The organism is Gordonia polyisoprenivorans, assembly GCF_017654315.1.
Lineage (GTDB): Bacteria > Actinomycetota > Actinomycetes > Mycobacteriales > Mycobacteriaceae > Gordonia > Gordonia polyisoprenivorans_A.
In genome coordinates this window covers 1,464,475-1,489,887 of sequence record NZ_CP072203.1, presented here as the reverse complement: position 1 = coordinate 1,489,887, position 25,413 = coordinate 1,464,475, and the positions used below count along the sequence as shown (strand labels likewise).

Here is a 25,413-nt window from a genome sequence, read left to right as displayed (position 1 = left end):
GGTCCATCCCGGCTAGTTTGACTAACGCAAACGTCTTTGCTTTTGCCAGCTCGTCAACTTCGGAGGTTCCCGTGTCGCGACTACATCCGCACCGCGCGTTCTGGGTGGTCACCGCCACGGTGGTGATGGTGCTGTTCGCGTCGGCGGCGCCCTCACCGCTCTATCCCGTCTACCAACAGCTGTGGGGTTTCTCGTCGTTCACCCTGACCGGCGTTTTCGCGATCTACGTCGTCACGATGCTGATCAGCCTGCTGTCGGTGGGATCGCTCTCCGATCACATCGGCCGACGGCCCGTTCTCGCGGTTGCTCTGGTCCTGCTGATCGCGAGCATGGTGTTGTTCCTGGTCGCCGACGGCGTCGGCACGCTGATGGCCGCTCGTGCGCTGCAGGGATTGGCGACCGGTGCCGCGATCGGCACCCTGACGGCGACCGTCGTCGACATGGCACCGAGCCCACGCCTGTCGTCGGCGATCACCGGGGCGGGGCCGACCATCGGTCTCGCCGGCGGGGTCGCAGTGGCCGGCGTTCTCGTTCAGTATGCTCCCCACCCTCGCTTCCTGGTCTACGAGATCGTCCTCGCCCTCTACGCCGTCCTCCTGATCGCACTGCTGATCGTGCCGGAAACGTCTGAGCGCGTGGGCTTCTCGTCACGACGTCACCTGCTCGGCACCCTGGCACCGCAGGCGTCGGTGCCCGCCGCGGTGCGCCCGCTGTTCTGGGCGGCCATCCCCGCGTTCGTGGCCACATGGTCGCTCGGTGGCCTCTACCTCTCGCTCGGCTCATCGGTGGTGGCGCGCGTATTCGGCGTCGCCAATCACGCCGAGGCGGGCCTACTGCTGTTCGTCTTCTTCGCGGCCGGCGCGCTGACCTCGTTGCTGGTCACGTCGTGGGCGCCGCAGGCCAAACTGGCCTTCGGCTATCCGGCGCTCGCCGGTGGTGCGGTCATCTCGCTGGCCGGCGTGCTCACCGAGTCACTGCCGGTGTACATCGTCGGCTCGCTGATCGCCGGATCCGGATTCGCCGGGACCTTCCTCGGCGCATTGGACTCGATCAGCGCGCAGACACCCGCTCCTGCGCGCGGCCAGGTCTTCTCGGCGGTCTTCATCGTCAGCTACGTGGCCTTCAGCGTGCCCGCGGTGATCGCCGGACTCGTCGTCGGCCACCTGGGTCTGCGCGCCACCGTCGCGATCTACGTCGGGTACGTGCTCGCACTCGCCGTCCTCGGCGGACTGGCGTCGGCGCGCACCCGCCGGCGGGCGAATCTCCGGGCCCGGGTTTGCGCCCGCGACCTCGGAGAGTATGAAGGTAGGCATGCACCTGAAATTCAGTTCAAGTGAAGAAGCCTTCCGCGACGAACTTCGGACATTTTTCACCACCGCGATCCCCAAGGACCTGCGCGAACGCTCGGCCGCCGGGAAGCTGAACTACCCCGAGGACATCGTCACCACCACCCGCATCATGAACGAGGCGGGCTACGCCGTACCGCACTGGCCGACCGAATGGGGCGGCCAGGACTGGACCCCGATCCAGCACCACATCTACCGCGAGGAGATGAGCCTCGCGTCGGTGCCCGACATGCTGCCGTTCAACGCGGGCATGATCGGGCCCGTCATCGCCCAGTTCGGGTCGCAGGAGATGAAGGAACGCTTCCTGCCCAAGACCGCCAACCTCGACATCTGGTGGTGCCAGGGCTTTTCCGAGCCCGAGGCGGGCTCGGACCTCGCGTCGCTGAAGACCCGCGCGGTGCGCGACGGCGACCACTACGTCGTCAACGGCCAGAAGACCTGGACCACCCTCGGCCAGTTCGCCGACTGGATCTTCTGCCTGTGCCGCACCGACCCCGACGTCAAGAAGCAGGCCGGCATCTCGATGCTGCTGTTCCCGATGGACACCCCCGGCGTCGAACTGCGTCCGATCCAGTTGATCGACGGCGGCTACGAGGTCAACGAGGTCTTCTTCAACGACGTGCGGGTTCCGGTGGAGAACCTCGTCGGCGAGGAGAACCAGGGGTGGACGCAGGCGAAGTTCTTGCTGGGCAACGAGCGCAGCGGTATCGCGCGCGTCGGCTACACCAAGACCAAGCTGGCCCGCGCCAAGGAACTCGCCCGTGAGATCACCGCGGCCGACGGCAAGCCGCTGATCGAGGACCCGTTCCTCGCCGCGCGCCTCGCCGAACTCGAGAACGAGATCCTCGCCCTGGAGCTGACCCAGCTGCGTGTGGTCGCATCGTCGGCCGACGGCAAGCCCAATCCCGCGTCGTCGCTGCTCAAGCTCCGCGGGAGCCAGCTGCAGCAGGAGGCGATGGAGTTGCTCGCCGACATCGCGGGCCCGGATTCGCTCCCGGTGGCCGGCCTCGATCCGGCCGCGCCCAACGGATCGGCCGACATCGAGGCCCCGGAGTGGGCGCAGCTGTCGGTGCCGACCTATCTGAACTACCGCAAGGTGACCATCTACGGCGGTTCGTCGGAGGTTCAGCGCCAGATCATCGACAAGGCCGTGCTCGGCCTGTAATCGCGCCGCACACACGACCATTCGACCTCCCGACACACGAGGAACACACATGGATTTCGAACTGTCCGAAGAACAGACGATGTTGCGCGACACCGTCCGCGACGTCCTGAGCAAGACCTACGACGTCGAGACGCTGCGCAAGGTCACCGACACCGAGCTGGGCTGGAGCCGCGACGTCTGGAAGTCGTTGGCCGACATCGGCATTCTCGGCCTGACCATCCCCGAGGAGGACGGCGGCGCCGGAGCGGGCCCCGTCGAGTTCGCCTCGGTCATGGGCGAGATCGGCCGAGCGCTGGCACCCGAGCCGTACCTGGACGCGGCGTTGGTCCCGGGTTCGCTGATCGTCGCGACCGCCGAAGGCGACCTGCGCGAGGAACTCCTCGGCGGCCTGGCCGGCGGCGAGTTGCTTTTCGCCTTCGCCCATCAGGAGGCCGGCGACCGCTGGCCTGCGGCCGCGGTGGCCACCACCGCCGCCGACGGAAAGCTCACCGGAACCAAATCGTTGGTGCCGCACGGTGATTGCGCGGACAAGCTGATCGTGTCGGCGCGCGAGAACGGCGAGGTCGGCCTGTACCTCGTCGACGCCGACGCCGAGGGCGTCACCCGCACCGCCTACCGCACCCACGATCGGCGTCGAGGCGCTCAGATCGTCTTCGACGGCGCTCCGGCCACCCGCCTCGGTTCCGGCGACGCCTCGGCACTGCTCGCCGACGTCGAGGTCGGCATCCAGACCGCACTGTGCGCGGAGGCCGTCGGCGCGATGGAACGCGCACTGGACCTCACCGTCGATTACCTCAAGACGCGCAAGCAGTTCGGGGTGACACTGGCGACGTTCCAGGCGCTGACGCACCGCGCTGCCGACATGTACGTGCAGCTCGAGCTGGCACGGTCGATGAGTTTGTATGCGACGACCGCCCTTTCCGACGGGATCGCCGACCCGGTGATCGCCTCACGCGCCAAGCTGCAGATCTGCCGCTCGGGTCGCCACATCGGGCAGGAGGCGATCCAGATGCACGGTGGTATCGGTATGACCGCCGAGTACCCGGTCGGCCATTACACGAGCCGACTGACCGCCATCAGCCACACGCTCGGCGACGCGACCGAGCACGTGCAGAGCCTGGCACGCAACGTCAACTCCTACGATCTGGTCGCCCTGTCCTGATCTCGACCCGGGCGGGGTCGGCGCCGAGACCGGTGGCGCCGACCCCCTCCGGGCACAGACTCTCCACACCCCTCAGCAGATGCCGGTGCTCGGATTCGAGCAGACGCAACAACCAGGTCATGGTGTGGGAGTACACAACCGACCCGCTACCCGCGTAAGGGTTTGACCCATCCAGGGTTTGATCTTCTTGCCCGATCGGGCGCCGGTGATGGCCTAGGGTTCTCCGCAGGGATGCGGTTCGCCGCTGACGTGTGAGAACGGGAGAGTTTCAGTGGAGATCTTGCGGGACAACCTGGCACATGGTGCGTCGTTCTCCCTGGTGGGGATCGCGCTGCTGATCGTCGGCTTCGTCGCCCTCGATCTGGTGACCCCGGGCCGGCTGCGGCAGCTGGTCTGGGTCGACCACAACCGCAACGCCACGATCCTGACCGTCTCGATGGTGATCGGACTGGTAGCGGTGATGGTCTGTTCGGTGATCGACACCGCCTATCTCGAGCTGTGGCGCGGGCTGGTCTACACCATCGTCTACGTCGCGCTGACCATCGCGGTGATGATGTGGTCGTTCGTCCTGATCGACTGGCTCACCCCCGGAAAGCTCGGCACCCTGCTGCTCGACGACGACGGCGAACATCCGGCGATCTGGGTGACCGCGACGGTCTTCCTCGGTATCGGTGCGGTGATCGCGGCGGTTCTGCTGGCCTGACGCCCCGGGCTTGTTGACCCATGAGCTTATTGACGCTTGCTCAATAAGTGCCCTAGTGTCCCCTGTGAGGACGGCGCGCGTCGTCCGGCCGGACAGACACCACGCAGGGGGAATCACCGCATGGCCGCACCACTCATCGAGGAGTCCATCGACATCGACGCCACACCCGAACAGGTGTGGGAGGTCATCTCCGACCTCAAGCGCATGGGCGAATGGAGTCCGCAGTGCGTGAAGATGATCGTGCGCGGCCCGGTGGGCTTGGGCACCAAGACGATCAACGTCAACCGCCGCGGGCCGCTGGTGTGGCCGACGACGTCGAAGATCGTCCGGTTCTCCCCCAACCAGGAGCTCGGTTTCCGGGTTGCCGAGAACCGGACCGTGTGGAGCTACACCATCACGCCGACGGCCAGCGGGGTCACTGTGACCGAGCGTCGCGAGGTCCCGGGCGGAACCACCTCGACGGTGTCGTCGGTGCTGGTCGACAAGTTGATGGGCGGCACCGAGAACTTCGAGGCCGAGCTGAAACTCGGTATGGCCGAGACACTCGGCAAGATCAAGCGCGCCGTCGAGGGCTGAGTAGCGCCCTCACCCGTCGAGTTTCTCGATGAGGGCGGGCAGGTCGGCGATCGAGTCGATGACGTGGTCGGGGACCGGCCCGAACTCGTCGCGTTGCAGGGCCGCGAGTGCTTCCTCACGGAACTTGCCGGTCCGCACGAGCACCCCGATCAGCGCCGACGCCTGCGCGCCGAGGACGTCGTTGTGCATGTCGTCGCCGACCATCACCACCTGGGTCGGCTCGAGGTTCATCATCTCCACCGCAGCGCGGAAGCCGAGTGGTGACGGTTTGCCGATGGCGCGGATCTTGCGACCCGATGCCTTCTCCAGACCCTCGAGGTAGACGCCGGTGTCGATGGCCAGCCCCTGGGCGGTCGACCAGATCATCGATCGGTGCATCGCCACCACCGGCACCCCGGCCAACATCAGCTCGAGCACGATCGACAGTGCCCGATGCGTGAACACCGGCCCCGCGCCGCCGAGCACCACCACCTGCGCCTGCGACGGGTCGTCGGTGAGGGCGATGCCGGTCATGTCGTCGGCGATCGGTCCCTCGTTGAGTACCCATGCCTTCTTGCCCGGATAGGTCTGTGCGAGGTATTCGGCGGTGAGTTTCGCCGCGGTGAGGATCTCCTCGGCCGACACCTCGAACCCGCAGCCGTTGAGGGCGTCGGCGATCTGACCGCGTGAGCGGGACGTCGTGTTGGTCAAGAACATCCGCGGCAGGCCGCGGTCGGCGAGGATGCGGACCGCCTCGACCGCGCCGGGCAGCGCCTTCCACGACGTGACCATCACACCGTCGATGTCCATCAGCAACCCGAGCGTCATCCTACAAATCTAGGGTGTGCGGGGAGAACCTGCGCGTCGGCGGTGCGTGCGCGCCGTGGGGGCGATGGCATGCTGGGCGCATGCGTACGGTCACCGAACACCAGCAGGTCGTCGCCAGTCTGTTCGGCACGCCCGAGGCGGTCTCCATGCCCGTCACTGCCGCACTGGGTCGGGTACTCGCCGCCGACGTCGTCGCCCCGATCTCGTTACCCGGCTTCGACAACTCCGCGATGGACGGCTTCGCGGTCCGCGCGGCCGACGTCGCCGCGGCCACGCCTGAGCAGCCGGTGCACCTTCGCGTCGACGCCGACATCCCGGCCGGCCGCATCGACCCGCCGCCGCTGGCACCGGGAACTGCGCACCGCATCATGACCGGCGCCCCGATGCCGGCCGGCGCCGACGCGGTGGTGCCGGTGGAACTGACCACCGCCGTATTCTCCGGTTCCGAACCCGTCGAGGGCACGCAGGTGGGCATCACCACCGCGGTGCCGACCAGTAAACACATCCGCCCGGCGGGCTCCGACATCGTCGCCGGGCAGCCCGCGCTGCCGGCCGGTACCCGGATCGGTGCCGCGCAAATCGGGCTGCTGTGCGGGCTCGGGTTCTCGACGGTGAGCGTGTTCCGGCCGATGCGGGTGGCGGTGTTGTCCACCGGGTCCGAGCTGGTGGCTCCGGGAATTCCGTTGCGGCACGGACAGATCTACGAGTCCAACGGTGCCATGCTGACCGCGGCGGCCATCGAGGCCGGCGCCGAGGCCAGGCACGTGCATTTCGTCCCCGACGACACGACCCAGTTCTTGCATCGCCTCGATGAGATCGCCGCCGACGCCGACCTCATCCTCACCTCCGGCGGGGTCAGTGCCGGCGCCTTCGAGGTCGTCAAGGAAGCGCTGGGCATGACCGGCGGGGTGGAGTTCGTGAAGGTCGCAATGCAGCCGGGGATGCCCCAGGGCTGCGGGCACTATCGCGGTCCGGCCGGACGGTCCGTGCCGATCGTGACCCTGCCCGGCAATCCGGTGAGTTCGCTGGTGTCCTTCGAGGTGTTCATCCGCGACCCACTGCGCGCCGCGATGGGCCTGCATCTGCGCCGGCAACGGTTGCGCGCGCAACTGACCACCGCCTTGACCTCACCGGCGGGCAAACGTCAGTTTCAGCGCGCGGTCTTCGTCCGCCACCCCGACGGACCGGCCGTCACCACGGTCGGGCCGCCGGCATCACATCATCTGAGCAACCTCGCGCACGCCGACGCGCTGGTCGACATCCCCGCCGAGACCGTGTCACTGGCGGCCGGCGACCTGGTGGACGTGGTTCGGCTGACGTGACCGCCGCGGCCGACGCGCGGGGCGTATTCGATGGGGATGTTTGGGTTTTCGCCACGTCGAGGTCATCGACGCGCGGGGCTGCCGGCCGACCAGATGCGGCGCCCGGCTCCGATGCCAGGCGCCGGTCGGCGTCGTGACGTCGAGGATGTGCCCGTATTCGGTGTCGATGGGCGTGTAGGTCCAGCCGTCGGCCTCCTTGGCGCGGTTGTGCGCCACGCAGGTGCCGTCGGCGTTGGCGAGCGAGGTGGGACCACCGTGCCGGTGCGGCCGGGCGTGATCGATCTCGGCGATCGGCGCATCGCAGAACGGAACCCGACACCGCCGGTCGCGCATGCGGACGAAGTGCGCGAGGCTCGACGGGAAGCACCGCGACCGCGCGTCGGCGGCCACCAGCGTGCCTTCCGCAGGCCGCACGTACAATCGCCGGATCGTCGAGGCGGTCTCGCCGTCGGGGTCGACGCCGTCGGCGATGAGCTGCCGCGCCATCTCGGCGGGGATCGGCCCGAAACCGGGGATCTCCGCCGACGCATCCCCGCCGAGCATCGTCTCGGCCGAGAGCACCAGGTTCACCGCAACCGGCACCGCGGTGGCGCTCGCCTGACCGGTGACCCGCTCGACCAGGGTGTCGGCCATGATCTGGTCTCGCGTGCGTCCGTCGGACCCGACAAGGGTGTCGGCGTGGCGTGTGAGCGCGGCGAACACCGCGATCCCCTGTGCCATCGGCAGCAGCGCCGACACCTGCGCCATCAGATCCGGGGCGGGGCGCACCGAAACCCGACGATCGCGCTCGGCTTTCGCCTTGCGGTCGACGACGGTGCGGGGTTCGAGCTCGTAGGCCAACTCCTTGGCGCGTGCGGTCAACGCCCTGTCCCCCATGCTCAGCAGAGCCTGCCGGTCCCCGGCGACGACGCGATCGATCTCCTCGCGGGATTCTCGTGTCAGATAGGCGGTTTCGCGGACCAGGATGGTCGCGCGCCACTCGGTCAGATCGCCGTCCTCGAGCGCACCCAAGGTGTGCGGCATCTCGGTGGCCAGGGCCCGCGCGAACCCGAGGAATTGGCCACCTCGTTGCGCCGACGCCTTGCGCGCCAGACCGACCTCGGCCGACAACCCCTTACCCCTCTTACCTTGGGGCACATTGCGTTCGGTTTCATCGGCGGCGCGCAGTTCGTCGAGTCGGGCGGTCTCGCGCACCTGGGCGGCCGCGGCGGCGGACTTCAGTTCTTCCAGGAAGGTGATCCGCTCGACCGCATCGGACTGTGTTGTCGCCGGCGTCATCTCGACGAGCGCACAGGCGAACTCACGAAGATCGTCGGTCGTCTCGAGCATTGCCACCCCCCCGGGTGTCCGTAACGCGTGCGTCGAAATTTTGATCTATTGTACATGTGTTCGGTGACATGTGCCACCGGTCTCGCCGGCTGTGCACAATCGCCGTCGATGCACACCGCCTCCCAGCACGTGGAGCCACCGGCGCCCGGGGCTCTAAGCTGAACGGGCGCGGCGAGCGGTCGCGTTGACGACGTCGGAGAGGATGACTGTGGCGAGGCGCCCGCGTGAGGACGCACCAGACGGATTGTCCCCGGCACATCTGGTCACCCTGGCCCGCGAGACCGTACCCCCGGTCCACCCGGCGGGCCTCCCCTTCGTCGCCGCGGCCTCGGCCGTCGCGGTGCTCGGTCGGCGTCACCGCTGGATCCGGACACCGGCCGTCCTGACCGCCGGGGCCTGCGCGGCCTTCTTCCGGCATCCCGCCCGCGTCGCGCCCACCGATCCGTTCGCGGTGGCCGCCCCGGCCGACGGGACCGTGAGTCTTCTCGACGAGGCCGTGCCACCCGCCGAGTCCGGGCTCGGCGACACCCCGCGACCCCGGGTGTCGGTGTTCCTCTCGCTGTTCGACGTCCACGTGCAGCGCGTGCCGATCGCCGGCACGGTGACCTCGGTGACCCACACGCCCGGCCGGTTCGTGTCGGCCGATCTCCCCGACGCGAGCGAGGTCAACGAGCGCACCACCATGACGATCCGCACCTCGACGGGCGCCGACATCGCGGTCGTGCAGATCGCCGGGCTGCTCGCCCGTCGAATCGTGTGCAATCCGACGGTCGGCGGCGCACTGTCGGTCGGCGACACCTACGGGCTCATCCGCTTCGGCTCGCGGGTGGACGTCTACCTGCCGCCCGGCACCACGCCGCAGGTCCGGCTCGGGCAGCGCACGATCGGCGCCGAGACGACGATCGCCGTCCTCGGTCCGGGCGCCGATCCAGCGGCAGGCCGATGAGTCCGCGCGCCGACCGGCCGGGAACCCCGCACCGCACGCCGGCGCGCGTGGCCGGACGCGTACACACCCCGGCCGAGCAGTCGCGGTTGCGGCGTCAGGCGTCGGCGGGCCGGATGTTCGTACCGTCGGCGCTGACGATCCTCGCGATCTGCGCGGGCATGACCGCGATCCGGTTCGCGTCCAACGACAACATCAATGCGGCACTGGCCCTACTCGTCGCGGCCGCGCTACTCGACGGCATCGACGGGCGGGTGGCGCGTCTGATGGGTGCCACGACCAAGATCGGCGCGGAGATCGACTCGCTCGCCGACGCCATCAATTTCGGTGTGGTGCCGGCATTCCTGGTGTATCTGACCCTGATGGAGCACGCCGACATCGGCTGGCTGATCGGCCTGGTCTACACCTGCGCGATCGTGTTGCGCCTGGCCCGCTTCAACACCCTGCTCGACGACGACGACGCACCCGCGTACACCCGCGACTTCTTCGTCGGCGTGCCCGCACCGGCCGCCGCGATCATCGCGTTGCTGCCCGTCGGGCTGCTGCAGCAGTTCGGGTCGGGCTGGTGGACGTCGCTGCCGGTGGTGTGCACGTGGCTGCTCATCGTCGCGTTCCTCGCGGCCAGCCGGGTACCGACGGCGTCGTTGAAGGCGGCGAAGGTGTCGCCGCGGGCTCTGCCGGTCCTGCTGATCCTGGTCGCCGTCGGCGCGGCACTGCTGGTGACCTTCCCCTACGTGTTGATGATCATCGGCATCGCGGGCTACGCCGCGCACATCCCGTTCGCGTGGCGCTCCCGTCGCTGGGTGGCCTCGCGCCCCGAACACTGGGACGCGCCACCACGGGAACGTCGCGCGGAGCGGCGGGCCATGGCGCGCGAGACGCCCGGACGGCGCGTCATTCCGCGGCGTCGGCAGACGATGAAGAAGTCACAGGCTCGCCTCGGCCTGCACCGGCCCGCCGGCACCGGCACAGGCACCGGCACCGGCACCGGCACCGGCACCGGCACCGGCACGATCACACCCCGTCCAGACGGCACGTCCCATCCCGACGACGCCGAGAGCCCCACCGCGTGAGCGCCCAACTCACGCTGACCGCACGCCTGAACCCGTCGGCCGGCGACGCCCGCCGCGGCATCGTGCGCGTGCACCCCGAGGCGCTCACCGCGCTCGGACTCCGCGAATGGGATGCGGTACGCATCACCGGTGCGCGCGTGAGCGCCGCCGTCGTCGCCGCTGCCCCCGCGGACTCGTCGACCGGCACGATCCTGCTCGACGACATCTCCTTCTCCAATACCGGCGTCCGCGAGAACGCCCAGGTGGTCGTCGGGCCGGTGCAGGTGCAGGCCGCCACCCGGGTGACGGTGACCGGGTCGGCGTTGGCCAGCCAGGGCGTCGACGCGCCGACCCTGCGACGCGCATTGCTCGGCAAGGTGCTATCGGTGGGCGACACCGTCTCCCTGCTCCCCCGCGACCTCGGACCCGAACTGACCGCCAGCGAGGCGGTGCGCGCCCTGGCCCGCTCCGTCGGGATCACCTGGACCACACAGCTTCTCACGGTGACCGCCACCGACCCCGGAGCGCCGGTCAGTGTGCAGCCCAACACCGCGGTGGTGTGGACCGACACCACCGCGCCGGGCGCTGTCGGCGCTGGGACGGGCGCTGTCGGCAGTGTCGGGAGCGCTGTCGGCGGGGTGACGGGCGCTGTCGGCGGCAAGGTGCGGCCGGTGGCCGAGCTCGTCGGGGTCGACGATCAGGTGGCGAAACTGACCGAGTGGCTGCGAATCACGCTCGATCAGCCCGAGGTGTTGCGCACCCTGGGTGCGGTCCCGCGCCTGGGAGTGTTGCTGACCGGCCCGGCCGGGGTGGGCAAGGCGACACTGGTACGCGCGGTAGCGGCCGGGCGGCCGCTGGCCGTGATCGACGGCCCCACCGTCGGTGCGACCGAGGCGAATTCGCGACTACGCACCGTCACCGACGCCGTGTCCTCACTGCGTCCCGGCGGCGGTGTCCTGCTGATCACCGACGTCGACGCCCTGCTACCCGCCGAGGCCGAACCGGTCTCCACACTCCTCCTCGACACGCTGCGAGAAGCGTTGGCCGGCAAGGATGATCAGCCCGGCACGATCGCACTGATCGCCACCACGACGCAACCGGCAGCGGTCGACACCCGATTGCGCGATCCCCAACTGTGCGACCGGGAGCTCTCGATCGGGCTGCCCGACGCGGCATTGCGCGGCCGGTTGCTCGCGGCCATCCTCACCGGGGTGCCCACCGAGGGCGACCTGCAGCTCTTCGAGATCGCTTCACGGACACCTGGTTTCGTCGCCGGCGATCTCGCGGCCCTAACTCGGGAGGCGGCCCTGCGGGCGGCGGCCCGGGTGACCGCGGCCGGATCGACGGCCTCACCGGCACTGACCGCCGAGGACCTGCGGGGCGCCGTCGGGGTGATCCGACCGGTGTCGCGTGCGACGTCGCCGGAGGTGTCATTGGGATCGATCACGCTCGACGACGTCGGCGACATGGTCGAGACCCGGCAGGCGCTCACCGAGGCCGTGCTGTGGCCGCTCGAACATCCCGACACGTTCACCCGTCTGGGTGTCGATCCGCCGCGCGGGGTGCTTCTCTACGGACCGCCCGGCTGCGGCAAGACCTTCGTGGTACGGGCGTTGGCCGCGTCGGGCCGGCTCTCGGTACACACGGTCAAGGGCGCCGAACTCATGGACAAGTGGGTGGGTGCCTCCGAGCGCGCGGTCCGCGACTTGTTTGACCGCGCAAGGGAATCCGCGCCCTCACTGATCTTCCTCGACGAGGTGGACGCATTGGCGCCCCGACGCGGTCAGTCGTCGGATTCCGGGGTCTCCGATCGTGTGGTCGCTGCGCTGCTCACCGAACTCGACGGCGTCGAACCGCTGGCCGACGTCGTCGTCCTCGGCGCCACCAATCGTCCGGACCTGATCGATCCGGCGTTGCTGCGGCCGGGCCGGCTCGAGCGACTGGTATTCGTCCCACCACCGGATGCGCAGGCACGCGCCGACATCCTGCACACCTCGGGACGCAACGTCCCGCTCGCCGACGACATCGACATCGAGTCGCTGGCAACAGATCTCGACGGTTACTCGGCCGCCGACTGCTCGGCACTGCTGCGGGAGGCCGCACTCTCGGCTATGCGCCGCAACATCGAGGCCGCCACGGTCACCGCCGACGACGTCGCCGACGCCCGTACCCGGGTGCGGCCGTCGCTGGACGCCGCGCAGGTGCAGAATCTCCGGGCCTACGCCCAGCGACGGTCGGAGTAGGTTGCCTCCGGCAACGCAATCGATCGACGGCCGGATCGCCGCCGAGGACACCAGAGGACTGTTGATGACGCGCACACCAGCTCAGACCACGGATTCCACCCCGGATCAGATCGAGGCGAGGATGGCTGCGGCCCACGGCGCCACCACGGCCTGGGCCGCAACCCCCGCGGCTGAGCGTGCTCTCGCCCTGTCACACGTGGCCGATGTCCTCGACAAACGTGCCGATGAACTGATCGATCTGGCCGCCGAGGAGACCCATCTGACCCTTGGACGACTGCGCGGCGAACTCGTCCGAACGACCTTCCAACTGCGCTACCTCGGCGAGTACGTCGCCGCCGGCCGGCACCTCGATCCGGTCGTCGATCACGCCGACCCCGACTGGCCGATGGGCGCACCGCGGCCCGATCTGCGCCGCACCCATCTACCGCTGGGACTCGTCCTCAACTTCGCGGCAGGCAACTTCCCGTTCGCCTTCAGCGTCCCGGGCACGGACACGGCCTCGGCACTGGCCGCGGGCTGCCCGGTGGTCGTCAAGATCCATCCCGGCCATCCGCGGCTCTCCATGCGCATCGCCGGGCTGATGTCGACCGCGCTGCACGATGCCGGTGCCCCCGACGGCGTCTTCGGTACGATCATCGGGGTCGATGCCGGGATCACAGCGCTGACCGATCCGCGGGTACGGGCTGCGACCTTCACCGGCTCCACCCGCGGCGGGCGGGCCCTGTTCGACATCGCGTCGTCGCGACCGGATCCGATACCGTTCTTCGGCGAGTTGGGCAGTGTGAACCCGGTGTTCGTCACCGCCGCGGCCGACCGCGCGCGTGGCGCGGACATCGCCGAACAGTACGTCGCCTCATTCACCCTCGGAATGGGTCAGTTCTGCACCAGCCCAGGGCTTCTCATCGTCCCCGATGGCTCGGCGACGCTTGCCGCCCTCGAACGGACCACTCTGCCCGACCCGGCACCGATGCTCACCGCATCGATGCGAGCCGGCTTCGATCGCGCGGTGGCCGAGGTCACCGCTCTCGACGGCGTGACCACGCTGCGCTGCATCGACGGTGACTCCGAACTCACTGCCGCCGTGCAACTGCACCGCACCACGGCCGCACGGGTCGTCGAGGCACCCGAGACCTTGCTCCAGGAATGCTTCGGACCGTCATCGGTCGTCGTCACCTATGCCGACCCCGGCGAGCTGACGGCGCTGGCCGCGGCACTACCCGGCCAACTCACCGCGACGATGCACGGCGAGGACTCCGACATCGACGACGTGCACTCGTTGACCGATGTTCTCGCACGCAAAGCCGGCCGGCTTCTGTGGAATCAGTGGCCGACGGGAGTGTCGGTGACCGACGCCCAGCACCACGGCGGCCCGTATCCAGCAAGCACCGCCATCCACACCACTTCGGTGGGCGCCACAGCGATTGCGCGGTTCCTCCGTCCGATCACCTACCAGAACTTCCCTGCCCGGCTGCTTCCGCCGCAGGTGGCAGGCGAACTGCCCAGCTGATCCGGGCAGCGCACCGGTGCCGGCCCGGATCAGCTGGACTGCGACTGCGGCTGCGACTGGGTGGGTGCGGCCGTCTGACCGTTGGGAGTCTGACCGACCTGGGGTCCGTTGGGGATCTGACCGTTCTGCTGACCCGGCAACTGGCCGCCTCCACCACCGGGCAACTGGCCGTTCATGCCCCCACCATTCATGCCCCCGCCCGGGAACTGGCCGTTGCCACCACCGGGGAATTGCTGCTGGGTGGTCGACGACCCGGAGTCGCCGACCACGTAGCCGGCGCCGAAACCGAGGAGCCCGAATCCCACCGCGAGTCCGATGCCGCCGGCGATGATGGCGTTCTTGGTCTTCGACGGGATGGCCTGGCCGCCCGCCGCCGCGGGCTGTGCTGCCGCCGCGGGTTCGGTTGCCGGAGCGGGCTGGGTCACCGGAGTCGTCGGGGCATCGCCCTCGTTCGGGTCGGGCACGTGAGCTTGGGTCGTGGTGTCGGTAGCCGACATGAGTCACTCTCGCTTTCGCGGGTCTGCCCGGGGCGCGTCTGAGGAGCGCTGTCGGGGGCCTGATGGAAGTGACTCCACGGTGCCGACGTCCGCTTGGTCGGGACTGCCCGATCGCTGTGAGTCGACTGTGAAACCGTCGCGATGCGACTACGTCAAGACGTGATAGAAGACCGACGTCCCCCCGGCGGCGGCCTGCGAGGTGATGCCGACGGTCACCCAGTAGGTCTTGCCGTCCTTGGATGCCGAGAGCCGCACCACGGTCTGTCCACCCTCGCTGTCGCGACCGTCCTCCTGATACCCGGCGTCGGTGAGCGCCCGGACGGCCTTGTCGATCGGATTGCCCGCATTCGCCGGCGCCTGCACCACCACATTCCACTCGTCGGTGGTGCCGTCACCGGAGATGACGTGCCCGTCGATCAGTGGGACCTGTGACGACGGGAAGTCCTTCGGCAGTCCCTCGCGCTGGGCGGGCGCGTCGTCGGAGCACCCTGCCGCGAACAGCATCAGCACAGTGGCGACGACCACAGCGAGGACCGTCGCCGCGACTCTGTCGAACCGGGGCATGCCCGCAACGGTAAGATAGACAGCGCCGGTCTCGTCCGGTGACACACCGGGACAGGCGCGTGATCGCGCCCGATCGGCGATCACCGCGACCGCGATCCGCATCCCCGTGACCACCCCGCCCACCGACCAGAGACGGAGTGCGCCCCCTTGCTCACTGTGCTGATCGCCCTGGCACTGAGCGCGCTCGTGGCACCCGGGATCATCCGCTGGATCGGCACCAAGGGCTTCTACGTCGTCGCGCTCGCCCCGTTCGGCGGGCTGCTCTGGGTGCTGACGCACTGGCCGGATTCCGACCGCGCACCCGAGGTCCAGACGCTGCAGTGGGTGCCGTCGCTGCACATGAACATCGTGATGCGGATGGACTCGCTCGCGGCGATCCTGTCGGTGCTGATCCTCGGCGTCGGCACCCTGGTCCTCTGCTACTGCGCCCACTACTTCGACGACGCGCGACCACGCGTCGCGGTGTTCGGCGGCGAGATGGTCGCCTTCGCCGCGGCCATGTTCGGTCTCGTCACCAGCGACAACATGCTGGTCCTCTACATCTTCTGGGAGCTGACGACCGTTCTGTCGTTCATGCTGGTCGGCTACTACCGCATCCGGGCGACCTCGCGGCGCTCGGCGACGCAGGCACTGCTGGTGACCACGCTGGGCGGGTTGGCGATGCTCGTCGGCATCATCATGCTCGGCGAACGGACCGGCAGCTACCTGCTCAGCGATCTGCTCGCCCACCCGCCGGCCGCGGGTGTCTACGTCGAGGTCGCGGTGGTGCTGCTGCTCGTCGGCGCCCTCAGCAAGTCGGCGATCGTGCCGTTCCACTTCTGGCTGCCCGGCGCGATGGCCGCCCCCACCCCGGTCAGCGCCTACCTGCACGCCGCGGCGATGGTCAAGGCCGGCATCTATCTCATCGGTCGTCTCGCACCGGCGTTCGCGCCGCTGCCGAGCTGGCAGATCATGGTCATCGGCCTCGGCTCGTTCACCATGCTCCTCGGTGGCTGGCGCTCGATGCGCGAACTCGACCTCAAGCTCGTACTGGCCTTCGGAACCGTCTCCCAGCTCGGGTTCATGGCGGTGCTGATGGGTATGGGCGACGCCAACGTGGCGATGGCCGGCCTGGCGATGCTGGTCGCACACGCCCTGTTCAAGGCGTCGTTGTTCATGGTGGTCGGCATCATCGACCACGCCACCGGAACCCGTGACATCCGCAAACTGGCCCGCCTCGGCCACCGGCTGCCGGTCCTGGCGGCGATCGCCGCGGTGGCCGGGGCGAGCATGGCGGGGCTGCCGTTCACGCTCGGCTTCGTCGGCAAGGAGACGGCGTTCGGCACCGTCTGGGAGACCGGGTCGCTGCAACCATGGCAGGCCGAGACCGTCGACATCGTGTTGCTCGTCGGCTCGGTGATCACCTTCGCCTACACGTGCCGCTTCCTCTGGGGCGCGTTCGGACGCAAGGTCCGCAGGCTGCCGACCCGGGCCGTCGCCAAGATGCACCCCCCGTCGCCGATGTTCCTGCTGTCGCCGCTGCTGCTGGCCGCGCTGGGTGTGATCGCCGGATTCTGGAGCGGATGGCTCGGCCACTGGTTCGAGCCGTACGCCGAGTCGCTGCCCGCCTACGGCCACGAGCTCGAGCACCTCGCGATGTGGCACGGCTTCGGGTTGCCGGTGGTGTTCTCGGTCATCGTCGTACTCGGCGGTGCGGTGCTGTTCCTGGTGTTGCGGCGCCTGCGCGACGTGGTGTTCGGCTCGCGCCCACTGATTAACGCCGACCGCATCTACGACGCCACCCTGCGTGGCGCCGACACGCTCTCGCTGTTGCTGACCCGCAATACCCAGCGCGGCTCGCTGCCGGTGACCCAGGGCGTCATCTTGTCGACGATGATCATCCTGCCCACCGTGATGCTGTTCCTCGGTAATCGGAACACCCTGCAGCCCAACGGTTTCGACTCGATGACCCAAGCCGTCATCGCGGTGATCATGGCGGCGGCGGCGCTGGCGACGGTGATCCTGCGCAACCGGCTGGCCGCGACCCTGGTGGTCGGGGTGACCGGTTACGGATGCGGCATGCTGTTCGCGCTGTACGGCGCCCCCGACCTCGCGCTCACCCAGTTCCTGGTGGAGACGCTGACGCTGGTGATCTTCGTGCTGGTGATCCGCAAACTGCCCGCCGAACCCGAACCGCGGCATGCGACCGGGTTCAAACCGCTACGGGCGGCGATCGGTCTGGCGCTGGGTGTCTCGATCGTGCTGATCGGCATGTTCGCCGCCGCCGCGCGCTCGGCCCAGCCGGTCAGCATCTCCATCCCCGAGGTCGCCTACAAGTTCGGGCACGGCGCCAACGCCGTCAACGTGCTCCTCGTCGACACCCGCGCATGGGACACCCTCGGCGAGGTGTCGGTGCTGATCGTCGCGGCCACCGGCGTCGCGTCGTTGGTGTTCCGTAACCGCCGCTTCGGCGCGGCGCCGCGGGTGGCCGACGCCGCCCGGCACTTTGGAATCACCGATGACGACGACGATCCGATCCCGCCCGACCGCACGACGTGGTTGTTGGGCAGCGAGTTCCGCGACCCGCGCCACCGGTCGATGGTGCTCGAGGCGACCACCCGTCTCATCTTCCCGACGATGGTGGTGCTCTCGGTCTACTTCTTCTACGCCGGCCACAACTCGCCCGGCGGCGGCTTCGCCGGCGGCCTGACGATGGGTCTGGCTCTGGTGCTGCGGTATCTCGCGGGCGGACGCTACGAGCTCGGTGAGGCGCTGCCAGTGGAACCGGGCACCTTCCTCGGTGCCGGCCTGCTCATCTCGGCGTCCACCGCGGTCACCTCGATGTTCCTCGGGGCCCCGGCGTTGTCGTCGGCGGTCTTCCAGATCACCGTGCCCGTCCTCGGCGACATCAAGTTCGTCACCGCGCTGTTCTTCGATCTCGGCATCTATCTGATCGTGATCGGCCTCGTGCTCGACGTCCTGCGCAGTCTCGGCGCGCGCCTCGACGTCGAGACCGGTGCCGGCTTCCCGAGCGGGCCGCTGCGCCGCCAGGACGCCGGCGAGCGTTCCGGAGGTGCGGGCCGATGAGCGTCAACCTCGGCCTGCTCGTGGTCATCGCGATCATGATCGCCTGCGGCGCCTACCTGCTGATGGAACGCAGCCTGGTGCGAATGCTGCTGGGCCTGCTGGTCGCCGGCAACGGCGTCAACCTGCTGATCCTGGTGCTGGCCGGCGGCATGGGCAATCCGCCGATCATGGGCCGATCCTCCGAAGCCCGCCCGCACGACGCCGATCCACTCGCCCAGGCGATGGTGCTCACCGCGATCGTCATCACGATGGGCGTGGCCGCGTTCATCCTCGCCATGGTCTACCGGCTGTTCGTGCTCAACCGCGACGAGGACGTCGACGACGACACCGAGGACGTCAAAGTCGCCACCAGCTCGCTGCAGTCGGCACCGGACCGCGACCGCAGCGACGACCCGGTGACCGGCGCCGACACCAGTGCGGGTGATTTCTTCGACGACGAGGGCAACCCGCTCACCGAGGAGGAGTACATCGCGCTGCACCGCGAACGGATCGAGACCGACCTGATGCCCGAGGACGCCGACGTCGTCGACGAACTCGCCGCCGATGTCGTCGACGTCATCGAGACCGGCGAGGCCTATGCGGAACCCGGCGCCGACGGCACGGACGACGCCGACGGTACGAACAGTCCCGAGGACTCCGACGGGGGGCGTTCGTGATCCCCCAGGTCTCGTGGTTCCCGGTGCTCATCACCCTGCCGACGCTGACGCCGATGCTCGCCGCGGCACTCACGTTGCTGCGCGGGCGCAACCCGCTGTTCCAGCGGATCGTGACCGTCTCGGCGCTGATCGTGACACTCGTCGCGTCGTGCATGATGCTCTACCTCACCAATGCGCACGGCACCTACTCGCTGGCGATCGGCGGCTGGGACGACAAGGGACATCCGAACGGACCGTTCGGGATCACCCTAGTCGTCGATCAGCTCGCGGCGTTGATGCTGGTGGTGGCGACGCTGGTGCTGCTGTGCGTCGTCGTCTACGCGATCGGCCAGGGTATCCGCGACGGTGCGTCCGAACAGCCGGTGTCGGTGTTCCTGCCGACCTATCTGATCCTGTGTGCCGGGGTGTGCAATTCGTTCCTCGCCGGCGACCTGTTCAATCTCTTCGTCTCCTTCGAGGTGCTGCTCGCCGCGAGCTTCGTGTTGCTCACCCTCGGCGCCACCGGCGATCGTGTGCGGGCCGGCGCGTCGTACGTGATGGTGTCGATGGTGTCGTCGCTGATCTTCTTGGTGGGCATCGCCTTCGCCTACGCGACCACCGGCACGCTCAACCTCGCCGAGATGGCGGTGCGCCTCGATCACGTGCCCGACGGCACCCGCAACGCGCTGTATGCGGTGCTGCTCGTCGCCTTCGGGATCAAGGCCGCGGTGTTCCCGCTCTCGACGTGGCTGCCCGACTCCTACCCCACCGCACCGGCGCCGGTCACCGCGGTCTTCGCCGGCCTGCTCACCAAGGTCGGTGTGTACGCGATCATGCGCACCCACACCCTGCTGTTCCCCGGCGGGTCGATGGATCCGATCCTGCTCGTCGCCGGTCTGCTGACTATGATCGTCGGCATCCTCGGTGCGATCGCACAGTCCGACATCAAGCGACTGCTGTCGTTCACCCTCGTCAGTCACATCGGCTACATGGTGTTCGGTATCGCCCTGTCCTCCGAACTCGGGATGAGCGCGGCGATCTACTACGTCGCCCACCACATCCTGGTGCAGACGACGCTGTTCCTCGTCGTCGGACTCATCGAACGACAAGCGGGGTCGGCGTCGCTGCGCCGGCTCGGCGGGCTGATCGCCAGCCCGGTGCTGGCCGCCCTCTTCCTGATCCCGGCGCTCAATCTCGGTGGTATCCCGCCGTTCTCCGGCTTCCTGGGCAAGGTGGCACTCATCCAGGCGGGCACCGAGAACGGGTCGGTACTCGCGTGGGTGCTCGTCGCCGGGTCGGTCGTCACCAGCCTGCTCACCCTGTATGTGGTGGCCCGTATCTGGACCAAGGGATTCTGGCGTCCGCGCGCCGATGCCCCCGAGGGCGAGCTCTCCGACAGCGCACCGTCGGCGCTGATCGACGAGAGCGCCGACATCGCCTTCGACGACCGCGAGGACGTCGGCCGCATGCCGATCACGATGGTCGTCCCGACCGCGCTCATGGTCGCCGCCGGGATCGCCCTGACCATCTGGGCCGGCCCGATCTTCGGATTCACCGACCGCGCGGCGACCGACATCATGAACCGCGACGTCTACATCGGATCGGTACTCGGGAGTGACCGATGAGTGAGAACCAGGAGAAACAGCCGCGTAAGAACAGGCCCGACCGCATCGCGCCGGTCAAACCCGTCGGCAAGGGGCCGGTCAAGCGACTGCTGATCAACACCGCGCGCTACTCGGTGCTGTTCTTCGCGTGGACGACGGTCAGCGCGTGGGTGTGGCTGCACAACCGGCTGCGCATCCCGCGGTGGCTGGGCAACGACAGCCGCGAGGCCGCCGTCCGCCTGTGGTCGATCGCGTGGCTCACCTTTGTGTGGGTGTTGTTGTGGGGCACCGTGTCCTGGGCGAACATCATCGCCGGGATCGTGCTGGCCGTGGCGATCGGCGTGTTGCTGCCGCTGCCGCGGGTGCCCGTCGAGGGACGAATCCACCCGCTGACGGTGCTCGCGCTGGTCGGCCGGCTCATCGTCGACTTCTTCGTCTCCAGCGCGCAGGTGGCGTGGGTGGCCGTCCGCCCGGGCAAGCCTCCGCTCGGTGCGGTGATGCGGGTGCGTGTCGCGATCAAATCCGACATGGTGCTGACCTTGGCCGTGGACTACCTGAACCTGGTACCCGGCACGATGGTGCTCGAGATCGACCACCGCCGTCGCATGCTCTACGTCCACGTCTTCGACGTACGCTCGGACAAGAAGGTCCGGCAGTTCTACAAGCAGGTGTCCTACGTGGAGCGGATGTTTATCAAGGCCTTCGAGCGTGACAGCGAATGGCATCCGAGCCCGTATCACGGCATCGACGACGACTACCACCACGTGCGGCCCGCCGACCGCGCGACTGCCCAGGGCCTCGGCGACGGGAGCAGCCGATGACCGTCATGTGGTACTTCATCGCGATCGCGCTGCTCTTCTCCGCGGTGCTGGTGATGGCCCGAATCCTGTTGGGGCCCACCACTCTCGATCGACTGGTCGCCCTCGACGCACTGATCGCGCTGTGCATGTGCGGACTGGCGGCGTGGACGGCCTACAGCGGTGACACGACGGTGGTGCCGGGCATCGTGGCGCTGTCGCTGGTGAGCTTCGTCGGGTCGGTGGCCATCGCCCGTTTCCGTGTTCGGGACGATCAAGCATGATCGCCGACATCGTCAGTGCCGTCTTCCTGACCATCGGAGCGCTCATGGCGGTCACCGCCGCGATCGGCATCCTGCGCTTCCCCGACACACTCTCGCGCATGCATTCGGCGACCAAACCCCAGACCCTGGGTCTGTTGATGATGCTGATCGGTGCGATGGTCAGCATCGGCGGCACGCACGTCGACATGGGCATGCTGGTGCTGGCCGGGCTGTTCGCGCTGATCACCGCGCCGGTGGTCGCCCACCGCATCGGCCGGCTCGTCTATCAGGAGCAGCGCGCCCAGGACGGGTTGATGTCGCGGGACCAGATGGAGCGCGGGGACCGGGACTAGCGGTGAGGCAACATCACCGCGGGTAGGTGACGATGATCTGCCCTGTGTTCCGGTTCCGCCACTGCACCCGTCGGTCGGTGTAGAGCGTCGGTACCCATTCGGCGAGGTGTTTGCGCTGGTGATCAGCCCGACACAACGGGATCAGATCACCGAGCACCGTCCATCCTCCGGCTTCGGGGTCGGCATGGTTGAAGGGTCGCCAGTGATCGAGGTCGCACAGGTGTGACGGCATCCCGCAGTACGGGTATCGGCACCAGGCATCGTTGCCCAACACCTCAGCGCGCAACGCAGCGCTGGGTGCATACGTCAATGCCCCAGGTGGTGGCACGGTGTGACCACCGTGTCCGGTCGGATCTGCCGGTGGGGCCTGTGCGCGGTCGGAGATCTGCGGGATCAACGGTCCAGCCGTGCGGGCGGATTCGGGGTAGTGGATGGTTTTCGCGATCTCGGCGAGGGTGGTCGCGTAGTCGCGGTCGATGGGCCCGTATCCCTGCAACCGGGGTACGAGAATGCCGTCCGGGTCCTTCAACACCGTCAGTACGGGTGCGCCGGGTACGACCAGGGCCCGTCCGAACGCCACCGGAACCTCATCGGGCGTCGGCTCATCCATGGGGTCGGGGATCTCGGGTTCGACGACCGGCTCGACCAACTCCACCAACTCGACTTCGGGAGCGTCGGCGTCGATAGGTTCGGGGAGCAGGTCATCCCACGCTGCCGCATCCTCGGTATCGGCGGGTGTCTCCGCCGAGTCCCTGTTGACGGCACCGCCACCCTTCGTGCACGTGGCCAGGCCACATTCGCAGTCGAGGTGCGCCCCCGGGACGCCGGTGATCTCCCCGAGGGCGATCACCCGCAGCGACCCCACGCGGCGCAGGTCTTTGCGGCAGGTCCGTTCATCGACCAGCGCGTTGATCTGCGTCGTGAGGAACACCCCGTAATGCGCGGGAACGACCGCATCCAAGGTGGAGTGTCCAGCGACATCGGGGGTGATGGTGACGTTTCCCACCAGATCGGTGAGGGTGTCACGGTCCTCGATCACACTGTCGGGGTTCATCGAAATCAGTGCAGCGTCAAGCTGTTGCGACAGCACCGGATCGGTCGTTGCCCGGGACCCGTAGTCCAAGACGATCTCCTCGAACGACATCCCGGACTCGTCATCGTCGGTGTCGGTGTCGCTGTCGGTGGTGTCGATATCCCCGCCACGCTGCGCGGCGCGCGCCATGATCGACACCCGATTCGTCGACAGTTCCCCGTTCAGATAGGCGGCACGGATCAGGGGAAACTTCTCCAACAGATCCGCCAACGCCATCCAACTCCCGGCTTTGCTGCGGGAGACCTTGAACTGCAACGACACCTCGGCCCGGCCGAGTCTCTCGGCATGCTCGACCACCGACCCCCACACACCGATCTCAGGCCGCCCCGCCAGATGCTCACGAAACACCCTCTCCGCCAACGCGGCAGCAGCCAGCACCGTCCGGGCCTCGTACTTACGCGATTGACGCAACAACTCAGGGCCGGTCTCGGTGAGCTCATCCCGCGACATCGATGCGATCGCGGCAGCATCGGCATCCGGATCGGTGAACGTCAACACACTCGACACCCGAACAACCTCCCCTCCCGCGATCGGTGATACAACCTATGGGCACAAGTGTACGAAGGGGTACCGACAAAACCGTCCCGGTGATTGCCAGGCCGGGGAAATCTGTGGACAACTCGTCGAGTGGGTAGTGGATGTGGTTGCGATGCTTGTCATCTCGCCAGGGTCTCGAGGCTCGCCGCACGCGGCTCGCACCTCGACCATCGGGGAAAGGGGCGAGCGGCGGTCAGGAAACGCTCCGTCGTTCTACTCCGGACCTTCCGTTCCGATGGTCGAGGTGCCGAGGAGCGCCAGCGACGAGGCCTCGAGACCCCGCTCGCCGACAGGTATCCGCATCACCCGCCGAACCGAACCAGCACCGGCACAAGCGGTCTCGAGGCTCGCCGCACGCGGCTCGCACCTCGACCACCGGGGGGACGGTCGAGCATCGGGAGATCCTTTCCGATGGTCGAGGTGCCGAGGAGCGCCAGCGACGAGCCTCGAGACCCCGCTCGCCGACAGGTATCCGCACCACCCGCCCAACCGAACCAGCACCGGCACAAGCGGTCTCGAGGCTCGCCGCACGCGGCTCACACCTCGACCATCGGGGGGACGGAACGAGCGTCGGAAGGGCGGAAGCGCTCGACCACCGGGGGGCAAGGGTCGACCCTCGGTCGGGAAATGCGCCGTCGTTCTACTCCGGACCTTCCATCCGATGGTCGAGGTGGACAGCGCCGGCGCGCTATTGCAGCTCCGACACCACCGAGGCCACCACGTCACGCATGTCGTGGGTCTGCGAGTACACGGCGCGCTGGCGCTGATAACTGGTGCCGCGCTCCACGATTGCGGCGACCTGCGAGAGTTCGTCGAGGCAGCGCAGGTCGGCGGCGACCGGCTCGAGCCGGACCAGCAGGTCGGCGAGGTCGTCGGTCACCAGCCGCTCGTTGCACCGTGAGTCCAGGATGACGATCGCATCGAGGCCGTAACGTGCTGCGCGCCACTTGTTTTCCTGAACCAGCCACGGCGCCATCTGCGGGAGTTCCTCGCCCGCCGACAGCCGGCGGTCGAGATCGACGACGAGACAATGGATCAGCGCGACCACCGCCGAGAGTTCGGTGAGGTTGGTCATCCCGTCGCACACCCGCACCTCGATGGTGCCCAGGTGCGGTGATGGCCGGATGTCCCAGCGGATCTCGTTGATGTGGTCGATGATCCCGGTCGTCTTCTGGTCGGCGACGAACGCCTCGAACTGGCTCCACTTCTCGAACTGGAACGGCAGGCCGGCGGTCGGCAACTGCTGGAACATCATCGCGCGGTTGCTGGCATACCCGGTGTCCTGGCCCGCCCACATCGGTGATGACGCCGACAACGCGAGCAGATGCGGATAGTAGTTGAGCAACGACGACAAGATGGGTAACACCTTGTCGCGGTGGTCGATACCGACGTGCACGTGCACACCCCAGATGAGCATCTGCCGGCCCCACCACTGGGTGCGTTCGATCAGTTCGGCGTATCGATGCCCCTCGGTGAGCAACTGCGTCGACCATTCGGCGAACGGATGGGTACCCGCGCCGTACAGGTCGACACCGAGTTCGTCGACGACGCCGCGGACCGCGTGCAGCGTGTGCGAGAGGTCGGCGACCGCCTCTGCGGTGGTGTTGCAGATGCCGGTGACGAGCTCGACGGTGTTGCGCAGCAGTTCTTTGTGGACCTTGCCGTCGAGTCCCGGGAACCTCGCGCCGACCTCGGCGAACAGATCCGCCGCCGTGTTGGACAGATCGCCGGTGACCTTGTCGGTCAGCGCGAACTCCCACTCCACCCCGAGCGTCGGGGTCGGCGAACCGCGGAATCCGATGAGGGTGTTGACCGGCATCAGTTCAGCCTCGGCGCGCCGGGTGTGGCG

At 68.3% G+C, this 25,413-nt stretch carries 22 protein-coding genes; 16 read left to right on the top strand and 6 right to left on the bottom strand.

The genetic code is table 11. The annotated features are described in order from the left end of the window. Window positions 1–71 precede the first annotated feature (71 nt). From J6U32_RS06770 to J6U32_RS06750, 5 genes are all read left to right on the top strand, one after another. Window positions 72–1,337, top strand: coding sequence for an MFS transporter (locus tag J6U32_RS06770; protein ID WP_208794143.1), 1,266 nt, complete (start codon window positions 72–74; stop codon window positions 1,335–1,337). Then, entirely contained in the window at window positions 1,312–2,511 is a 1,200-nt protein-coding gene (locus J6U32_RS06765; RefSeq protein ID WP_006372444.1) for an acyl-CoA dehydrogenase family protein, read from the top strand. The genes J6U32_RS06770 and J6U32_RS06765 overlap by 26 nt, the downstream gene beginning before the upstream one ends. A gap of 49 nt (window positions 2,512–2,560) precedes the next feature. Then, window positions 2,561–3,673: an acyl-CoA dehydrogenase family protein gene (locus tag J6U32_RS06760; RefSeq protein ID WP_208794141.1), complete on the top strand. Its 1,113-nt coding sequence runs from the start codon at window positions 2,561–2,563 to the stop codon at window positions 3,671–3,673. 271 nt (window positions 3,674–3,944) lie between these two features. Then, window positions 3,945–4,376, top strand: a complete 432-nt coding sequence (locus J6U32_RS06755; RefSeq protein WP_208794139.1) for a DUF350 domain-containing protein — start codon at window positions 3,945–3,947, stop codon at window positions 4,374–4,376. Window positions 4,377–4,496: 120 nt separating this feature from the next. Further along, a complete protein-coding gene (locus tag J6U32_RS06750; protein WP_020172411.1) occupies window positions 4,497–4,952 on the top strand; it encodes an SRPBCC family protein in 456 nt (151 codons plus the stop codon). A gap of 9 nt (window positions 4,953–4,961) precedes the next feature. Here the strand turns inward: J6U32_RS06750 and J6U32_RS06745 are convergent, their stop codons facing one another. After that, window positions 4,962–5,759, bottom strand: a complete 798-nt coding sequence (locus J6U32_RS06745; protein WP_014358867.1) for an HAD-IIA family hydrolase — start codon at window positions 5,757–5,759, stop codon at window positions 4,962–4,964. A gap of 80 nt (window positions 5,760–5,839) precedes the next feature. Here J6U32_RS06745 and moeA point away from each other — a divergent pair, with 80 nt between their 5' ends. Then, complete coding sequence (moeA, locus tag J6U32_RS06740) at window positions 5,840–7,081, top strand: molybdopterin molybdotransferase MoeA (protein WP_208794137.1); 1,242 nt, start codon at window positions 5,840–5,842, stop codon at window positions 7,079–7,081. Here moeA and J6U32_RS06735 read toward each other — a convergent pair. Beyond that, window positions 7,037–8,410, bottom strand: a complete 1,374-nt coding sequence (locus tag J6U32_RS06735; RefSeq protein WP_208794135.1) for an HNH endonuclease — start codon at window positions 8,408–8,410, stop codon at window positions 7,037–7,039. The genes moeA and J6U32_RS06735 overlap by 45 nt on opposite strands. 208 nt (window positions 8,411–8,618) lie before the next feature. Between J6U32_RS06735 and J6U32_RS06730 the strand changes: the two genes are divergently transcribed. The 4 genes from J6U32_RS06730 (at window position 8,619) to J6U32_RS06715 (ending at window position 14,155) form a co-directional block, all read left to right on the top strand. After that, window positions 8,619–9,356 carry a phosphatidylserine decarboxylase gene (locus J6U32_RS06730; protein ID WP_208795987.1) on the top strand — a complete coding sequence of 246 codons (738 nt, stop codon included), beginning with the start codon at window positions 8,619–8,621 and terminating at the stop codon, window positions 9,354–9,356. Then, window positions 9,353–10,426, top strand: a complete 1,074-nt coding sequence (locus tag J6U32_RS06725; RefSeq protein ID WP_208794133.1) for a CDP-alcohol phosphatidyltransferase family protein — start codon at window positions 9,353–9,355, stop codon at window positions 10,424–10,426. Before J6U32_RS06730 ends, J6U32_RS06725 begins: the two co-directional genes overlap by 4 nt. Then, window positions 10,423–12,648 carry an AAA family ATPase gene (locus tag J6U32_RS06720; RefSeq protein ID WP_208794132.1) on the top strand — a complete coding sequence of 742 codons (2,226 nt, stop codon included), beginning with the start codon at window positions 10,423–10,425 and terminating at the stop codon, window positions 12,646–12,648. The genes J6U32_RS06725 and J6U32_RS06720 overlap by 4 nt, the downstream gene beginning before the upstream one ends. A 64-nt stretch (window positions 12,649–12,712) precedes the next feature. Beyond that, entirely contained in the window at window positions 12,713–14,155 is a 1,443-nt protein-coding gene (locus tag J6U32_RS06715) for an aldehyde dehydrogenase (NADP(+)) (RefSeq protein WP_208794130.1), read from the top strand. 29 nt (window positions 14,156–14,184) lie between these two features. On the opposite strand, the gene J6U32_RS06710 is transcribed toward J6U32_RS06715, so the two are convergent. Both J6U32_RS06710 and J6U32_RS06705 read right to left on the bottom strand, forming a co-directional pair. Beyond that, window positions 14,185–14,619 carry a hypothetical protein gene (locus J6U32_RS06710; RefSeq protein ID WP_244332657.1) on the bottom strand — a complete coding sequence of 145 codons (435 nt, stop codon included), beginning with the start codon at window positions 14,617–14,619 and terminating at the stop codon, window positions 14,185–14,187. Between the two features lie 180 nt (window positions 14,620–14,799). After that, complete coding sequence (locus tag J6U32_RS06705) at window positions 14,800–15,216, bottom strand: hypothetical protein (protein ID WP_244332655.1); 417 nt, start codon at window positions 15,214–15,216, stop codon at window positions 14,800–14,802. A gap of 147 nt (window positions 15,217–15,363) precedes the next feature. Here J6U32_RS06705 and J6U32_RS06700 point away from each other — a divergent pair, with 147 nt between their 5' ends. From J6U32_RS06700 to mnhG, 6 genes are read left to right on the top strand one after another with little or no spacing between them, the layout of a single operon-like run. Continuing rightward, window positions 15,364–18,282: a Na+/H+ antiporter subunit A gene (locus tag J6U32_RS06700; protein WP_208794124.1), complete on the top strand. Its 2,919-nt coding sequence runs from the start codon at window positions 15,364–15,366 to the stop codon at window positions 18,280–18,282. After that, entirely contained in the window at window positions 18,279–18,938 is a 660-nt protein-coding gene (locus J6U32_RS06695) for a Na(+)/H(+) antiporter subunit C (protein WP_208794122.1), read from the top strand. The genes J6U32_RS06700 and J6U32_RS06695 overlap by 4 nt, the downstream gene beginning before the upstream one ends. Continuing rightward, entirely contained in the window at window positions 18,935–20,542 is a 1,608-nt protein-coding gene (locus J6U32_RS06690; protein WP_208794120.1) for a Na+/H+ antiporter subunit D, read from the top strand. Before J6U32_RS06695 ends, J6U32_RS06690 begins: the two co-directional genes overlap by 4 nt. Next, a complete protein-coding gene (locus J6U32_RS06685) occupies window positions 20,539–21,342 on the top strand; it encodes a Na+/H+ antiporter subunit E (protein WP_208794119.1) in 804 nt (267 codons plus the stop codon). The genes J6U32_RS06690 and J6U32_RS06685 overlap by 4 nt, the downstream gene beginning before the upstream one ends. Beyond that, window positions 21,339–21,602: a monovalent cation/H+ antiporter complex subunit F gene (locus tag J6U32_RS06680; protein WP_208794117.1), complete on the top strand. Its 264-nt coding sequence runs from the start codon at window positions 21,339–21,341 to the stop codon at window positions 21,600–21,602. Before J6U32_RS06685 ends, J6U32_RS06680 begins: the two co-directional genes overlap by 4 nt. Next, entirely contained in the window at window positions 21,599–21,934 is a 336-nt protein-coding gene (gene mnhG, locus J6U32_RS06675) for a monovalent cation/H(+) antiporter subunit G (RefSeq protein WP_006372425.1), read from the top strand. The genes J6U32_RS06680 and mnhG overlap by 4 nt, the downstream gene beginning before the upstream one ends. A gap of 13 nt (window positions 21,935–21,947) precedes the next feature. Here the strand turns inward: mnhG and J6U32_RS06670 are convergent, their stop codons facing one another. Together J6U32_RS06670 and J6U32_RS06665 are read right to left on the bottom strand one after the other, a co-directional pair. Then, the gene (locus J6U32_RS06670) at window positions 21,948–23,534 is read right to left on the bottom strand and encodes an HNH endonuclease signature motif containing protein (protein ID WP_208794109.1); all 1,587 of its coding nucleotides are present in this window, start codon (window positions 23,532–23,534) and stop codon (window positions 21,948–21,950) included. Window positions 23,535–24,252: 718 nt separating this feature from the next. Further along, window positions 24,253–25,383 (bottom strand): glutamate--cysteine ligase, encoded by a 1,131-nt coding sequence (locus J6U32_RS06665; RefSeq protein ID WP_208794108.1) that lies wholly within the window; start codon window positions 25,381–25,383, stop codon window positions 24,253–24,255. Between the last annotated feature and the right edge of the window lie 30 nt (window positions 25,384–25,413).

Bases quoted from the DNA above. Each gene is read 5' to 3' on its own strand.
- J6U32_RS06725 (WP_208794133.1), top strand. From the start codon at position 9,353: ATGAGTCCGCGCGCCGACCGGCCGGGAACCCCGCACCGCACGCCGGCG.
- moeA (WP_208794137.1), top strand. From the start codon at position 5,840: ATGCGTACGGTCACCGAACACCAGCAGGTCGTCGCCAGTCTGTTCGGC.
- J6U32_RS06685 (WP_208794119.1), top strand. From the start codon at position 20,539: ATGAGTGAGAACCAGGAGAAACAGCCGCGTAAGAACAGGCCCGACCGC.
- J6U32_RS06760 (WP_208794141.1), top strand. From the start codon at position 2,561: ATGGATTTCGAACTGTCCGAAGAACAGACGATGTTGCGCGACACCGTC.
- J6U32_RS06680 (WP_208794117.1), top strand. From the start codon at position 21,339: ATGACCGTCATGTGGTACTTCATCGCGATCGCGCTGCTCTTCTCCGCG.
- J6U32_RS06765 (WP_006372444.1), top strand. From the start codon at position 1,312: ATGCACCTGAAATTCAGTTCAAGTGAAGAAGCCTTCCGCGACGAACTT.
- J6U32_RS06735 (WP_208794135.1), bottom strand. From the start codon at position 8,410: ATGCTCGAGACGACCGACGATCTTCGTGAGTTCGCCTGTGCGCTCGTC.
- mnhG (WP_006372425.1), top strand. From the start codon at position 21,599: ATGATCGCCGACATCGTCAGTGCCGTCTTCCTGACCATCGGAGCGCTC.
- J6U32_RS06745 (WP_014358867.1), bottom strand. From the start codon at position 5,759: ATGACGCTCGGGTTGCTGATGGACATCGACGGTGTGATGGTCACGTCG.
- J6U32_RS06665 (WP_208794108.1), bottom strand. From the start codon at position 25,383: ATGCCGGTCAACACCCTCATCGGATTCCGCGGTTCGCCGACCCCGACG.
- J6U32_RS06705 (WP_244332655.1), bottom strand. From the start codon at position 15,216: ATGCCCCGGTTCGACAGAGTCGCGGCGACGGTCCTCGCTGTGGTCGTC.
- J6U32_RS06695 (WP_208794122.1), top strand. From the start codon at position 18,279: ATGAGCGTCAACCTCGGCCTGCTCGTGGTCATCGCGATCATGATCGCC.
- J6U32_RS06750 (WP_020172411.1), top strand. From the start codon at position 4,497: ATGGCCGCACCACTCATCGAGGAGTCCATCGACATCGACGCCACACCC.
- J6U32_RS06715 (WP_208794130.1), top strand. From the start codon at position 12,713: ATGACGCGCACACCAGCTCAGACCACGGATTCCACCCCGGATCAGATC.